This window comes from Shewanella sp. SACH (assembly GCF_001887095.2).
GTDB classification, from domain to species: Bacteria; Pseudomonadota; Gammaproteobacteria; order Enterobacterales; family Shewanellaceae; genus Shewanella; species Shewanella baltica.
The window spans coordinates 162,917-176,990 of the sequence record NZ_MPDG02000001.1 but is presented as its reverse complement, the minus strand read 5'-3'; the positions used below and the strand labels follow the sequence as shown (position 1 = coordinate 176,990).

The following is a 14,074-nucleotide window of genomic DNA, read 5'->3' as shown; positions in this document are numbered from 1 at the left end:
ACTTTGAAAAAGTTCTAAAAAATATACAAAAAAAGTAAGGTTAAAAGGAAAGTACCCATAATCCGTGAGTTGGTTTACCATAGTTGGCACTCTTCAGTCACATCATGATACCCGATGAAACAAGTAGTTGAACACCAATCTGACATATTAGTCATAGGTAGCGGTGCCGCAGGTCTGACACTAGCTTTGCATCTTGCTGAAAAAGCAAAAGTAATTCTGCTTTCAAAAGGCCCACTCTCGGAAGGGTCGACTTACTACGCCCAGGGCGGTATCGCCTCCGTCTTCGACGAAAGTGACACTATCGAATCCCATGTTGCAGACACATTAATCGCAGGTGCGGGTTTATGCGACAAAGACGTCGTCACTTTTACCGCTGAAAATGCTAAGAGTGCGATGCAATGGCTTATCGAATGTGGCGTCGCCTTCGATAAAGAGGAAACCACTGACGGTAATGCAAAAGACGCACCTTACCATTTAACCCGTGAAGGCGGCCATAGCCACAGACGTATTCTGCACGCTGCCGATGCCACAGGTAAAGAAGTGCAAACAACGCTGCAAGAACGCGCACTCGCCCACCCCAATATTCAAGTTTTAGAACGCTATAACGCCATCGACCTCATCACCACTCGTAAGTTAAATCGCCCAGGTAATCGTGTGTTAGGCGCTTATGTGTGGAATCGCAACGAAGAACACGTCGAAACCGTTAAGGCCAAGTTTGTTGCGTTAGCAACAGGCGGTAGCTCTAAGGTTTATCAATATACTTCAAACCCCGATGTCGCTAGCGGCGATGGTATTGCCATGGCATGGCGTGCAGGTTGCCGCGTGGCGAATATGGAGTTCAACCAATTCCATCCGACATGTTTGTACCATGCCGATGCGCGCAACTTCTTACTCACCGAAGCCCTGCGTGGTGAAGGTGCGTACCTGCGTCGTCCAGATGGCAGCCGTTTTATGCCGGACTTTGATGAACGCGCTGAACTCGCTCCCCGTGACATCGTTGCCCGCGCCATCGATTATGAGATGAAACGTCTCGGTGCCGATTGCGTGTATCTGGATATCAGCCATAAAGATGCTGACTTTGTGATGAAGCATTTCCCGACCATCTATAGCCGTTGCTTAGAGCTGGGAATTGATATCACTAAAGATGCGATCCCTGTCGTGCCTGCCGCGCACTATACCTGCGGTGGTGTGATGACAGATATGCACGGTCAAACCGATCTCAATGGCCTCTATGCCATTGGTGAAGTGGCCTATACGGGCTTACATGGCGCGAATCGTCTGGCGAGTAACTCGCTACTCGAATGTTTAGTGTTTGCCCGTGCGGCGTCACATGATATAGAGAGCCAGCTGTATAAAATTCAAATGCCGGGACAAATTCCAGCATGGGATGAAAGTAAAGTCTCTAACTCGGACGAAGAAGTGGTCATCGCCCATAACTGGCACGAACTGCGGTTATTCATGTGGGACTACGTCGGGATTGTGCGCTCGGATAAACGTCTGGAGCGTGCACTGCGCCGCTGCCTGATGTTACAGCAAGAAATTCAGGAGTATTACAGTAACTTCAGAGTCAGCAATAACTTGCTCGAATTACGTAACTTAGTGCAAGTGGCCGAGTTGATTATTCGCTGTGCCATGGAACGTAAAGAAAGCCGTGGTCTGCATTTTAATATTGACCATCCAGAGAAATTAGACGCGCCGCGCCCAACAATTTTATTACCAGAAAAGTAACCGCTTAAGTTCTTATGTGTTTATAGGCTTAGGTTCTTATTTGGCTTGCTGAAAACAGACTAAATCTCGGTATGAGGTTTAGTCTGTTTTATTTTAGCCCGCAGCAACAGCCGACATAAATGCCGATAGTCAGTATCGTCTAACATATCCGCCCAAACCATCAAGAGCCGTAACTGAGTATCCACTTCGATGTACATCAAGCAAACAAAGGGCGTCACCCAAGTTCGCTTTAATACCTGAAAGTGCTCACCCGTTGACAAACGTCCCACGCCTTTATCACTAAGCACAAAATCTAAACGCCAATGCTGCAGTCGCCACAACTGTGATAGCAAGAAAATACAAACTAGCAGGATAAACAGATATTTAAGCAGGGATAAGGCGAGATTGTCGCTTTGAGGCCAGAGCAGAAATGAGCTAGCACAGACACAAATAAAAACGACCAACGAGAGTCGTTGGTCGAAGGAGGCTTTTACGCTGAAACTATGGTGCCGGTCTTCCACGGACTTTCACTACCATACGCGCGAGCTCAGCATCAGGGCACACTTCATGGCCCATAAACCATGCAAACAATTCGGGATCTTCACATTCCAACAAACGGATAAACACAGTTTTATCTTCATCGGACATTTCTTGATAGAAATTTTCAACAAAAGGTTGAAACAAAACGTCTAATTCTAGCATCCCGCGGCGACATGCCCAGCGAACCCTTGCGATGTTCATTAATTCCAAGGTATTTCTCCCAACACAGATTTGGCATTAGTCTATCAGTTCAGTGACTAAAGTGTCGATTAACCCTTCACATTGGCTCACAAAATTAGCATTGTTGGACTTGCATATCGCGTCCCGCAAAGAGATCGCTGAAATCTGTGTCCAACAAGCGCTTTACCGCAGGATGTTGGATCATACGTTCGGCAAACATCACATGGTATTCCTCTTTCACATCCGTGGTTTCACCGAGCAAATTCATCCCATGGGAAATCACTTCTTGGCGATAAATCGACGGCGTGACAAAAATCCCCCGTTTAAGGTAACCAAAGGCCTTCATCATGGCCGCATCGTCGAACTCACCCAAGATACTGACTTTAAGATTTTGTTCGTCAAACCAGCGATATAACTGCTGTCCAAGTGAGGTTCTGCGGCCGGGGATTAATAGCTGGCCTTGCTCTAAACAGGCGGGGAAATCAGCGCTATAAGTATCTGCGGAGAAAAAACTCACACCACACTCGCCCAACTTTTTAGATAAGATTTCGGGATACTTCAGTGATTCACCAGCACAATCGGAGAGGATCATATCCAGTTTATGCTCACGCAAACGCGCCATCAGGCTTTCGTGGGTCGCCTCATAGCAAGCTAAATGCATAGAACTGTCATTGGGGACGACGGATAACAAGACACGGCTAACTAAGGCTTTAGACAAAGCATCGGCTATACCCACTTCGAAAAGCATCGCATCATCTTTTTGATAGTTAAGTAAATCGAGCATTTCGTAGCTAAGACTAAACATCTTATCTGCGTAGCGAAATACCAACTCACCTAACTCAGTGGCTTCCAGTGTCCGCCCTACTCGCTTGAATAAACTGCCATTCAACCTGTCTTCTAGGGCACGAATTTGCCCAGTTATCGTTTGCGGCGTTAAACAGAGGGCTTCGGCCGCCTTAGCAACCGAGCCCTTTTTCTTAATCATCCAAAAATAATACAGGTGGTTGTAATTCAAGTGCAGCATGCTCATCCAGTGTGAATCGTCCCTCATACGCCCAAGGCGCAGAGGGATTATAAATCTATTGTTTTAAATCAGTTTATTGCAAACGCTGGCAATCAAGCAAGTTTGTGACTATGCCTTGTAATTGCTCCAAATCAGTCGCATTACCCAGACTTACCGCTTCAGTGACACCTGACACTAAAACATGACGTTCAGGGATACGTTCAGCGCAATAGGTCCGATTCGCCTCTTGGAAACGTTTACCGCCGCGATATTTAAGCGCCCTTGATTCATAACCATTGGTTTCTAATCTCGCCCCTAAGGAATCAGATTTAAACATCAGAGCGCCATCGACTATCCCTTCAAGATAGCTTTGGCAGGTCTTCGAGTTCGCATCCTGATTACAGGCCGATATTTGCGATGCCGTCGCGGTTGTCGATAGACATAAGAGTGTTGCCATTCCCATTAATTTCAACTTTATCATAGTTATACTCCTTTATTAGGTAACACTTTTGATAACCAGAAATACCCGACTAGCGCCGCCATAATCGAACCGATTAAGGTTCCTAGGCGTGCTAAGTCACCGTACATAGGGTCTGCATGTTCAAAGGCTAACGACGCAATAAACATAGACATAGTAAAACCAATACCGCACATGGCCGCGACTGGGGCAATTTGCTTCCAACCTACGCCATCGGGTAACTGAGCGAGTTTAAGTTTCACCGCAATATAGCTAAACACCATCACACCAATGGGTTTACCTAACATCAGGCCCAGTGCAATACCGACAGGTACCGGAGAAATTAACGTCTCCAAATTCATATTGCCGACATAAACACCCGCATTGGCGAAAGCGAACACTGGCAGAATGAAGAAGGTGCTCCAAGGGTGCAAACTGTGCTCTAAGCCTTCTGAAGGTGAGCTGCCATCCTTTGCCCGTAATGGAATACAGAAAGCGATGATGACACCAGCCAGAGTCGCATGCACTCCAGACTTAAGTACGGCGACCCAAAGGATTAATCCTAAAATGCCATAGGGCAAAAGTGAGGTGACCCCTTTGCGGTTTAACCCAACCAAGCCCGCAATCGCTAAACTGGCAATCACTAAACTGATGGTTGATAGGTCGGTGCTGTAGAACAGCGCGATAATCACTATGACGCCTAAGTCATCGATAATCGCTAAAGCAAGTAAGAAGACTTTCAGTGAAACGGGAACTCGGCTCCCAAGCAGCGCCATAATACCTAAAGCAAACGCAATATCCGTCGCGGCAGGAATCGCCCAGCCCGCTTGTGTGACCGGATCGCCATAGTTAAACAGCAAGTACACCCCAGCAGGGACTAACATGCCGCCAATGGCCGCAAAGGTAGGCAGAGAGGCTTGAGCGACACTCGATAAGGCGCCTTCGAGTAACTCACGTTTAACTTCTAAACCAATAAGCAAAAAGAATACGGCCATCAGGCCATCGTTGATCCACAGAATTAACGGCTTATGAATATCGAGATCGCCAATTTTAACTTGTACGTCAGTGCCTAAAAAGCCTTGATAAAGTCCAGATAAAGGGGAATTAGCCATCAGCATAGCTAAGGCAACAGCAACCAATAATAGGATACCGCCAGCCGATTCTTGGCTCAGAAAATTTCTAATTGCTTTTTCCATCGTGCACTCCTAAAAATCATAATGAATTGAGTGTAGACGAATTGTAACAACAAATATAATCGTAAGTTTCGACCTAACACCTCGGTTATTCCGAGGTATTGGTCGAAAAAATGCACGTTACACGGCGACAGGTGCTTTGATATGGGAATGTGGAGCGTAGTTTGTTAGCTCGAAATCGTCGAATTGATAATCAAAAATTGATTCAGGTCTACGTAAAATCGTCATGGTTGGCAATGGCATTGGCTCACGACTTAACTGCAATGCAGTTTGTTCCATATGGTTTGAATATAAATGGGTATCACCACCCGTCCACACGAAATCACCTAAGGCCAAGTCACATTGCTGGGCCACCATCATAGTTAACAAAGCATAACTGGCGATGTTAAATGGCAAACCTAGAAACACATCACAGCTGCGCTGATACAGCTGACAAGATAATTTGCCATCAGCCACATAGAACTGGAAAAACGCATGGCACGGCGCCAAGGCCATTTTATCCAGCTCGCCCACGTTCCACGCAGAAACGATAAGGCGGCGAGAATCAGGCTGAGATTTTATCTGGGCAATCACTTGTGAAATCTGATCGATAGCATCGCCACTTTGGGTTGGCCAGCTGCGCCACTGGGCACCATAAACCGGTCCTAAATCGCCATTATCATCGGCCCATTCATCCCAAATACTGACCTTGTTTTCACGTAAATAGGCAACGTTAGTTTCACCCTTCAGGAACCACAGCAATTCGTGGATGATAGAGCGCATGTGGCATTTCTTGGTGCTTACCAAAGGAAAACCTTTGCTCAAATCGAAGCGCATTTGATAGCCAAATACTGAGCGAGTCCCCGTACCAGTGCGATCCGATTTATCCACACCTTCGGCTAAGATGTGCTTCATTAAGTCTAAATACTGTTTCATTGCTGCTTACCTTGCTTACGAAAAATCAAGTACAAACCGATTAACACCATAGGGATAGACAGTATCTGCCCCATAGTCATCAATCCCCAGTAGAGTCCCAACTGTGCATCGGGTTGTCTCACCGTTTCAACCATAATACGGAAAATACCGTAACCGACTAAGAACATACCAGAGACGGCACCGACTTTATCGGTACGTTTACTAAACCAGTAAAGTAATAGGAATAGCGCCACACCTTCAAGTGCAAATTGGTACAACTGGGAAGGATGACGCGGATCGGGTCCTCCTGTTGGAAACACCATGCCCCATGGCACGTCTGTGGTTCTGCCCCAGAGTTCACCATTAATAAAGTTACCAATACGCCCTGCGCCTAAACCGATAGGCACCACAGGTGCCACCATATCGGCGACCGCAAAGAAGGTGCGCTTTTGTTTCCAGGCTATATAAATCATCGCCGCAATTACGCCCATCAAACCGCCGTGGAAGGACATGCCGCCTTCTGAGATTTTAAACAAATACATAGGGCTGGCGAGAAAATAATCGAAATGATAAAAAAGCACATAACCGACACGCCCACCCAATATCACCCCAAGAAAACCATAAAAGAGTAAATCTGAAACTTGCTCACGCGACCATACTCCCTTGGAGTGATCAGCTTGTCGGTTCAACAACCACATAGCCGCAACAAATCCGACTAAATACGTAAAACCATACCAACGCAGCGCAGGTTCAAAGGTTTGTCCAAACAGATTAAACGGTCCAAATGATACGATCACGGGATCGATATTGGTGAAACTCAACGCCATAACACATCCATTAGCAGCCTCAAACAGAGGTAAACATAAAAACTAGGTCAGAATTAACTTAAGGCCGACACACAGAAGTAACAGTGCAAATATCTTTTTAAGTACCGATGTTGGCCAAGTGCTCGCCGCTTTTACGCCCACAGGCGCCATCAAGACAGAAGTGATCACTAAACCAAACAAGGCGGGTAAATAGATAAAACCTAAGGTGCCATAAGGTAACTCGGGCGCATTAAAGCCCGCGATGATATAACCTAAACTGCCCGAGAGGGAGATCAACAAACCTGTCGCCGCCGAAAACCCAACGGCGTAACGCATCTGCAGACCAAAGAAGGTTAAAAACGGCACTAACAATACCCCGCCGCCGATGCCCATCAGTCCTGCGACCATCGCAACTAACGCGGCCACAACAAATAATATCGGCGCGCTGGGTAGCTCACGATTCGATTCAGCTTTAAAGGGATACGCCATCTGAATCGACATCAACACCACAAATATCGCAAAGCCCTGCTGCAAAGCGGCAGCGGAGATACGTTCGGCAATAAAACCTGAGGTTAATGCTCCAAGAATAATCCCAGGCAACATCGTCTTAAATAAATCCCAAGGAATATTTCCACGCTTATGGTGCGCTCGCGTCGATGAGATAGAAGTGAGAATAATGGCCGCCAGCGAAGTGGCAATCGCAATATGGGGTAACTGAGCAGAACTAATACCGACCGAGGGCAGAATATAGAGCAGTGCAGGCACTACAATCAAGCCGCCACCGATACCTAATAACCCTGCCATAAAGCCGACAAATGCGCCTAATGCTAAGCAAATAAAAAACACCGACAACAAACTATCCACACGAGTACCTACAGCGTGATAAATTGAGGGCCTTAGCTTAAAGCAAAAGACGACATTAGTTAATTAAGAATTGTTGAGAGACCTTGCTGGTTCAAATATTCTTTAACCAGTTCGCGCACTTGGAAGCCATTTGATAGGCTCAAGGCTTTAGCGAGCAATTGATCCAAATCGGCTCGCGCGACACGGCGCAAGAGATAATTGATCCGCGCTAAACTACCCTGATTCATACTCAATTGATCGTATCCCATGGCCACCAACAAAATGGCGCCCATAGGCTCGCCCGCTAACTCGCCACAAATACTGATATCGAGCTTATGATATCGACAATCTAAGTGAGCCTGATGCAAAGCCCGCAGTATCCCAGGATGATAACTGTCGAATAATGAGCTCACCCGCGGATTGTTACGGTCAACCGCAAGCAAATACTGGGTTAAGTCATTACTGCCAACGGAGACAAAATCCACCCGTTTTGCCACATCATCCAATTGATACAACATCGCCGGCACTTCGAGCATAATGCCGATGCGTGGCATCACTATGTTGCTGTTTACATCGTTCTTAAGTTCAACATAGGCTTGCTGCAGATATTCTAAGGATTGATCGATTTCATCTAAGTTACTGACCATGGGCAGTAAAATACTTAATTGCTTACCATCGCCACCTGCCTGCAACATGGCCCGTAACTGCACCAAAAATAGCTCAGGATGATCCAGCGACAAACGGATCCCGCGCCAACCAAGGAAAGGATTGTCTTCTTTAATTGGGAAATACGGCAGAGGTTTATCACCGCCAACATCCAAAGTGCGCATCACCACAGGTCGACCAGACGCCGCCGACAAGACCTGTTGATACACTTTCACTTGCTCAGATTCACTCGGGAAACGTTGTTGCAGCATAAAAGGGATTTCGGTGCGATACAGCCCAATACCGTCGGCACCTTCGGCAATTTCAGAAGCCACGCCGCTGAGTAATCCCGCATTTAAATACAAACGAATACGTGAGCCATCTAAGGTCACAGAAGGCAGTGCTAATTCTTGAGCATACTGGCGTTGCAGCGCTTTTTGCGCCGAAATTAAGCTGCGATACTCACCAACAATCGCCGGTGATGGCGACACCAATAGCTGGCCACGGCTGGCGTTCACCACTAAGAGTTTTTGATCAATATTGGCGGATAACAGTTGTTCTACACCGGTAATGGCCGGCACACCTAAGGCGCGGGCTAAAATAGCGGCATGGGAGTTTACGCCGCCAAGCTCAGTGACAATCCCCGCAAGTTTCTGCCTTGGGAACTCAGCCAGCATAGTCGCATCGGCTTCGCGGGTAATTAAAATTACAGGTTTATCGGGTTCAAGCTCTAAACGCTCTGGCTCAATCAGCTGGCGCAATACTTTTTGGCCTAAGTCGCGGATATCGCTTGCCCGCTCCTTAAGATAAGGATCTTCCATCGCCAAAAATTGCTGAATATAACGCAAGGACACTCGGCTTACCGCCGATTCAGCAGCCCAACCCAATTGCACCTCGCGGGCATACTCTCCGCCTAAACTGGCGTCATCAAGTAATAGCTGTAATGCATTGAAAATAGAGACGACTTCGTCATCTTGCTCGCGATCAAACCGCTGAGACAAAGCGCCAATCGCTTCTTTACAACGCACCATAGCAGTCGTTAAGCGGCTCGACTCATAGGCAATATCGTCAGAGCGCACGTCGGGCTGCTCAAGGGGGATTTCTCCACCGAGCACAAAAGCATACGCAATGGCGATACCGTTTGACGCCGACGTACCTTGAAATAGAATTTGTTGATGATGGGAACTGACTTGGGCTTTTTGTTTTAAGCCGCGCACCGCCATTGCTAACTGGGCGGCGAGCGTCATCAGGAAAGCTTCTTCACCTTCACTGAATTGGCGCGCACTCGCCTGCTGTACCACTATCACCCCGACCACGGCTTTCTGGTAGATGATAGGTACGGCTAGAAAGGCGCGGTACTCTTCTTCGGCGACTTCAGGGAAAAGTTTGAATCTGGGATGAAGCCTTGCATCCGCTAGGTTAACGGCCTCTTCCCGCTGGGCTGCGAGTCCCACTAAACCTTCAGTCAGCGGCATACGTACCCGACCAACGGCGCTTTTTTCAAGACCGTCGGTTGCAGATAACACCAGTTCTTGCTCTTCTAGGATATAGATGGAGCAACATTGGGTTTCCATCGCCGCTTTAGTCGATGAGACTAAGACTTCTAATGCGGTTTCCAAACTGTGGGCAGATGCCACAGCCTGAGTAATATCCCTAAGCGTATTTAACACTGTTTTCAATCCTCTTTTGAAAATCAGCCCGTTGTTTTTTGCCTTCCCCGTTTCCTAGGTATTTCTAGGGTCTGGAATGACAATGCCGTTACCGCAAACTCTTTCATCACCTTACGATAAACATCACGCTTAAATGACACGACTTGCCGCACAGGATACCAATAACTTACCCAGCGCCAATCGTCAAATTCAGGATGCCCAGAGGAACTCAAATTAATCGCACTATCTTGGCTTTTCAGTTGTAACAGAAACCACTTTTGTTTTTGCCCAATACACACAGGTTTACTGTCTTGCCTGACTAAACGCTTTGGCAAACGATAGCGTAACCAAGAACGGGTCGAGGTTAGGATATGCACGTGTTCGGGTCTTAGGCCCACTTCTTCATATAGCTCACGGTACATTGCCTCTTCTGCTGTCTCGCCATCATCGACACCACCTTGAGGAAATTGCCATGAGTGTTGACCAAAGCGTCTGGCCCACATGACTTGGCCATATCTGTTACAAATTATAATGCCCACATTTGCGCGAAAGCCGTCGCTATCAATCACATGGACTCCAAATCACATTAAATTTTAATAAACTGATTGTTTCATAAAGCTAGTCTCTCAGCAAACCTCTATTTCACCCTAGGCATTGGATAAAATCACACTTAAAAGACATTTATCAACAAAGCTAGGGGATGAAATGCAGGGATATCCACATTTTCTGTGGATATCTCTGTTTGAAACTCAGGTAAACTTGTTATAACGCTCAAAAAACATCTATTTAGCGCCATTTGATCAATTTAGAGTTAAAACTTTATCTAAAATAAATTCAATAACTTGAATGAAAACTATAATTTATTAATGGCAAAAAAAGCAATAAAGCTCATTATTTAACCAGCTAGAGCTATTTCTATGGTTCTCACGATATTACTCAACTTTATACACAAATAGTGTCCACAACTGTCCACAAAAGCCGGAATAAATGCCCTTTATTCGCATTGACTTGGGGTTTTTATTAGGTTATGGGACGCATTTTACTGAGTTATCCATAATATCTGTGGATAAGTATGTGGGGAACGCAAGGGAAAGCAGAGAGTAACTTTGAACACTTTTTTGCAAAACGGGGGGTAACTCGGATATAAAATTTAAAATCAGTTACTTAGAATAAAAATATTCGGTACAAGTTTACTCAAATTGCGGAGTTCATTTTTTAACCGCCATTGCTAAGCGGTTATTTTTAAGTAAAATCCAGCCATGAATCGAATAATTCCCCCCGAAAATCTCCCTGAGCTACTCGAACGCGCCCATATGATGGCTGGCGTGAGTTTGGCGCAAATTGCAGCCCAAAGAGGCCTAAGTGTCCCCAAGGATCTTAAGCGGGATAAAGGCTGGATCGGCCAGTTAATCGAAATGGAACTGGGCGCGACGGCAGGCTCTAAACCCGAGCAAGATTTTCTGCATTTAGGTGTCGAGCTTAAAACTATCCCCATCGATTCACAGGGACGACCATTGGAGACCACTTATGTCTGCGTGGCGCCGCTGTCGAATATCCAAGGGTTAACCTGGCAAAATAGCTTAGTCTGCCATAAGTTACAGCGAGTCCTTTGGGTACCCGTTGAAGGTGAGAGACATATTCCTGTGGGTGAGCGCCGTATTGGCACCCCAATATTGTGGGAGCCTGATCCACAGGAGTTGCAATTGCTGCAACAGGATTGGGAAGAGATCATGGAGCTTATCGCCCTCGGCAAAGTCGAAAAACTCACCGCACGCCACGGCGAAGTACTGCAATTACGTCCCAAAGCCGCCAACAGTAAAGCATTAACGCAAAGCATTGCCGAAGATGGCAGCCTCAAAATGACCAACCCTAGGGGTTTTTATTTAAAGACCAGTTTCACCGCCATGATACTTAATAAGGTTTTTGGTTAATATTTAGTGACGATATAGACTTAGATTGATCCAGATCACAAATTTCACTGGCACTAAGGTGACTCTTTTCTATAAACTACGGCATTCTGAAATCACAGCCGTATTCGGATACCCATCACGCAGTGAGAGCACGTAGACAAGCGAAAAAACTCCTTTTTGCGATTTTAGCTTGGGCGATTGCCATGGCTGCATTCGTGTTTTTTCGATATGCCCAATCACCAGAACTGCCCCAATGGGCGGTAGGTTCGGCCGATCTCGCGACACTTGCTATCTATATGGGGATAATTTTTGGCAGCCTGCATTGGATGTCGAACGTTATTGCTGATTTCAGTGCTATCAATCGCCTCCCCTATGTGTTTTCTGTCATCTTTAAAGGCTTGTTTTTATTACTGGGGGCGACGACATTAGCTTACATGACCCAGTTCTTGAATATGTGGGCCATCGAAAATCACATGTCGACCCTAAGACAAATGCTGACGGCGCACATTCTCTACAGTCCTTCATTCCAAGCATTGATCGTCTATCTGGTGGTCGTGCGAGTCAGTTTAGCCTTCGTCGAGCAAATGGCGCTGTTAGTTGGCCCACGTATTCTGCTCAACATTGGCCTCGGTAAATACCATAAGCCAAGGTACGAACAACGATTATTCCTTTACTTAGACATGGTCGCCTCGACCACACACGCCGAATCACTTGGGGATTACCGTTTTAGCCGCTTGATCCAAGATAGCTTTAGTTTGCTGTCTGATACTGTGACCAACAACGAAGCCGAGATTTATCGCTATATGGGCGATGCCGTGTTGATCCACTGGCCTTTAGAAGAAGGGATAGTCCACGACCGCTGCATGAATATCTATTTTGAATTTAGTCAGCAGCTTAATTGGCAAAGACGTTACTTTGAAGAACACTATGGCTTTGTGCCTAAGTTTAAAGCGGCGGCCCATTGTGGCCAAGTCGTAGCAGCGGTTGTTGGCGTGCAAAAACAAGAGATTAGTTTCTTTAGTGATGTGCTCAATACCCTAGCGAGACTGCAAGATCAGTGTAATCCCTTGGGGCAACGCATGTTGATCTCGGGCGCACTCGCGGGACGTTTAGATAATCCCAACACGCAATATCACCTATCGAATCTAGGCCCAGTCAAACTCAAAGGGAAACAACACTCTATCGAAGTGTTTGGCGTTTCCCTACTCTAATTTATCATCACATTTAAGCGTTGAGTTGCATTAACACTTTACAGTTGAAGAGAGCTTATTGTTCTTCTTTGGTTAATAACTTTTGGATCATTAAACCTAAGGTGCGGAAGGTTAAGATCCGACTGGTCGTTTGACGCCAGACAAGGCCGATATCACGGTAAGGCGCTTCACCCGGCGGCGTCATCACCACCAAATCTGTGTCATTCAAAATACCCGCATCGATTGCCATTTGCGGCAGGAATGTGGTGCCCAGCTTACTGTTCACCATCTGCACTAAGGTATGCAAACTGGTGGCGGCAAACGGATTCACTTTCGCGCTATCCCCAAGCTGACAGGCAGTGATGGCATGCCCCGTAATGCAATGCTCGCTTTGCAGCAGGAAAATACTCTCGTCTGGCAAGGCTTGGTAATCGATCGGCTGATGGATTTCTCCGGCTAAATCCTTATGGATCACCATTTTGAATGGATCTTTACCCACTTTCATACTGTGATAACCGCTGGTATCCACAGGCAAAGCAAGGATCAATAAATCAAGCTCACCCTTACCTAAGGCATCCAACAAACGCTCAGTGGTATCTTCTTTCAGTAATAAACTCATCGCTGGATAAGACTGCTGGCATTGGCGAATAACACGGCTCAATAGGAAAGGCGCAATCGTAGGAATACACCCTAAACGTATATCGCCTGTCATCGGCTCGCCTTGGTTTTTCACCAATTCAACCAAATCATCCACATCGGTGAGAATTTTACGGGCGCGCTGCACCACTTCTTCACCAATAGCGGTAAACATAAACGACTTATGGTCTCGCTCAATCAACTGATGCCCTAACTGCTCTTCTAAGTTTTGGATCCCACTCGAAAGCGTCGATTGGCTGACAAAACACACCTTAGCCGCGCGGTTAAAATTCTGCTCTTGATGGAGATTCACCAAATAGAATAAGTTTTTTAAGCTAGGTAAACTTTTCATTTTCTCGATTGCCATTAAGGTTATGAATTAAGAAATTAAATCTACTCTAGCATAACTGAAAGCCAATAA

The 14,074-nt window shown here is 46.3% G+C and carries 14 protein-coding genes; 3 read left to right on the top strand and 11 right to left on the bottom strand.

Annotated elements, in window-relative coordinates:
* The first annotated feature begins 114 nt into the window (after positions 1 to 114).
* A complete protein-coding gene (nadB, locus tag BM607_RS00720; RefSeq protein ID WP_006080772.1) occupies positions 115 to 1,728 on the top strand; it encodes an L-aspartate oxidase in 1,614 nt (537 codons plus the stop codon).
* Between the two features lie 59 nt (positions 1,729 to 1,787).
* On the opposite strand, the gene BM607_RS00715 is transcribed toward nadB, so the two are convergent.
* From BM607_RS00715 to rppH, 10 genes are all read right to left on the bottom strand, one after another.
* Entirely contained in the window at positions 1,788 to 2,228 is a 441-nt protein-coding gene (locus tag BM607_RS00715) for a protein YgfX (protein ID WP_012088602.1), read from the bottom strand.
* Positions 2,209 to 2,457: a succinate dehydrogenase assembly factor 2 gene (locus BM607_RS00710; protein ID WP_006080770.1), complete on the bottom strand. Its 249-nt coding sequence runs from the start codon at positions 2,455 to 2,457 to the stop codon at positions 2,209 to 2,211. Before BM607_RS00710 ends, BM607_RS00715 begins: the two co-directional genes overlap by 20 nt.
* An 85-nt stretch (positions 2,458 to 2,542) precedes the next feature.
* A complete protein-coding gene (gene nhaR / locus BM607_RS00705; protein ID WP_006085064.1) occupies positions 2,543 to 3,451 on the bottom strand; it encodes a transcriptional activator NhaR in 909 nt (302 codons plus the stop codon).
* Between the two features lie 73 nt (positions 3,452 to 3,524).
* Positions 3,525 to 3,911 (bottom strand): hypothetical protein, encoded by a 387-nt coding sequence (locus BM607_RS00700; protein ID WP_006080768.1) that lies wholly within the window; start codon positions 3,909 to 3,911, stop codon positions 3,525 to 3,527.
* A gap of 2 nt (positions 3,912 to 3,913) precedes the next feature.
* Positions 3,914 to 5,083 carry a Na+/H+ antiporter NhaA gene (nhaA, locus tag BM607_RS00695; RefSeq protein ID WP_071939198.1) on the bottom strand — a complete coding sequence of 390 codons (1,170 nt, stop codon included), beginning with the start codon at positions 5,081 to 5,083 and terminating at the stop codon, positions 3,914 to 3,916.
* A gap of 117 nt (positions 5,084 to 5,200) precedes the next feature.
* Positions 5,201 to 5,995 (bottom strand): thymidylate synthase, encoded by a 795-nt coding sequence (gene thyA / locus BM607_RS00690; RefSeq protein WP_071939199.1) that lies wholly within the window; start codon positions 5,993 to 5,995, stop codon positions 5,201 to 5,203.
* Complete coding sequence (lgt, locus tag BM607_RS00685) at positions 5,992 to 6,801, bottom strand: prolipoprotein diacylglyceryl transferase (protein ID WP_071939200.1); 810 nt, start codon at positions 6,799 to 6,801, stop codon at positions 5,992 to 5,994. The genes thyA and lgt overlap by 4 nt, the downstream gene beginning before the upstream one ends.
* Before the next feature lie 42 nt (positions 6,802 to 6,843).
* Positions 6,844 to 7,644, bottom strand: a complete 801-nt coding sequence (locus tag BM607_RS00680) for a sulfite exporter TauE/SafE family protein (RefSeq protein WP_012588262.1) — start codon at positions 7,642 to 7,644, stop codon at positions 6,844 to 6,846.
* 59 nt (positions 7,645 to 7,703) lie between these two features.
* Positions 7,704 to 9,938, bottom strand: coding sequence for a phosphoenolpyruvate--protein phosphotransferase (gene ptsP / locus BM607_RS00675; RefSeq protein WP_012088598.1), 2,235 nt, complete (start codon positions 9,936 to 9,938; stop codon positions 7,704 to 7,706).
* A 23-nt stretch (positions 9,939 to 9,961) separates the two neighbouring features.
* Positions 9,962 to 10,486 (bottom strand): RNA pyrophosphohydrolase, encoded by a 525-nt coding sequence (gene rppH / locus BM607_RS00670; RefSeq protein ID WP_006080762.1) that lies wholly within the window; start codon positions 10,484 to 10,486, stop codon positions 9,962 to 9,964.
* A gap of 690 nt (positions 10,487 to 11,176) precedes the next feature.
* On the opposite strand from rppH, the gene mutH reads away from it, so the two are divergent.
* A complete protein-coding gene (gene mutH / locus BM607_RS00665) occupies positions 11,177 to 11,848 on the top strand; it encodes a DNA mismatch repair endonuclease MutH (RefSeq protein ID WP_071939201.1) in 672 nt (223 codons plus the stop codon).
* A 122-nt stretch (positions 11,849 to 11,970) separates the two neighbouring features.
* Positions 11,971 to 13,038, top strand: a complete 1,068-nt coding sequence (locus BM607_RS00660) for an adenylate/guanylate cyclase domain-containing protein (RefSeq protein WP_071939202.1) — start codon at positions 11,971 to 11,973, stop codon at positions 13,036 to 13,038.
* A 55-nt stretch (positions 13,039 to 13,093) separates the two neighbouring features.
* On the opposite strand, the gene oxyR is transcribed toward BM607_RS00660, so the two are convergent.
* Positions 13,094 to 14,005: a hydrogen peroxide-inducible genes transcriptional activator OxyR gene (gene oxyR, locus BM607_RS00655; RefSeq protein WP_087486463.1), complete on the bottom strand. Its 912-nt coding sequence runs from the start codon at positions 14,003 to 14,005 to the stop codon at positions 13,094 to 13,096.
* Between the last annotated feature and the right edge of the window lie 69 nt (positions 14,006 to 14,074).

Bases quoted from the DNA above. Each gene is read 5' to 3' on its own strand.
- nadB (WP_006080772.1), top strand. From the start codon at position 115: ATGAAACAAGTAGTTGAACACCAATCTGACATATTAGTCATAGGTAGC.
- nhaR (WP_006085064.1), bottom strand. From the start codon at position 3,451: ATGCTGCACTTGAATTACAACCACCTGTATTATTTTTGGATGATTAAG.
- BM607_RS00700 (WP_006080768.1), bottom strand. From the start codon at position 3,911: ATGATAAAGTTGAAATTAATGGGAATGGCAACACTCTTATGTCTATCG.
- nhaA (WP_071939198.1), bottom strand. From the start codon at position 5,083: ATGGAAAAAGCAATTAGAAATTTTCTGAGCCAAGAATCGGCTGGCGGT.
- thyA (WP_071939199.1), bottom strand. From the start codon at position 5,995: ATGAAACAGTATTTAGACTTAATGAAGCACATCTTAGCCGAAGGTGTG.
- lgt (WP_071939200.1), bottom strand. From the start codon at position 6,801: ATGGCGTTGAGTTTCACCAATATCGATCCCGTGATCGTATCATTTGGA.
- mutH (WP_071939201.1), top strand. From the start codon at position 11,177: ATGAATCGAATAATTCCCCCCGAAAATCTCCCTGAGCTACTCGAACGC.
- oxyR (WP_087486463.1), bottom strand. From the start codon at position 14,005: ATGAAAAGTTTACCTAGCTTAAAAAACTTATTCTATTTGGTGAATCTC.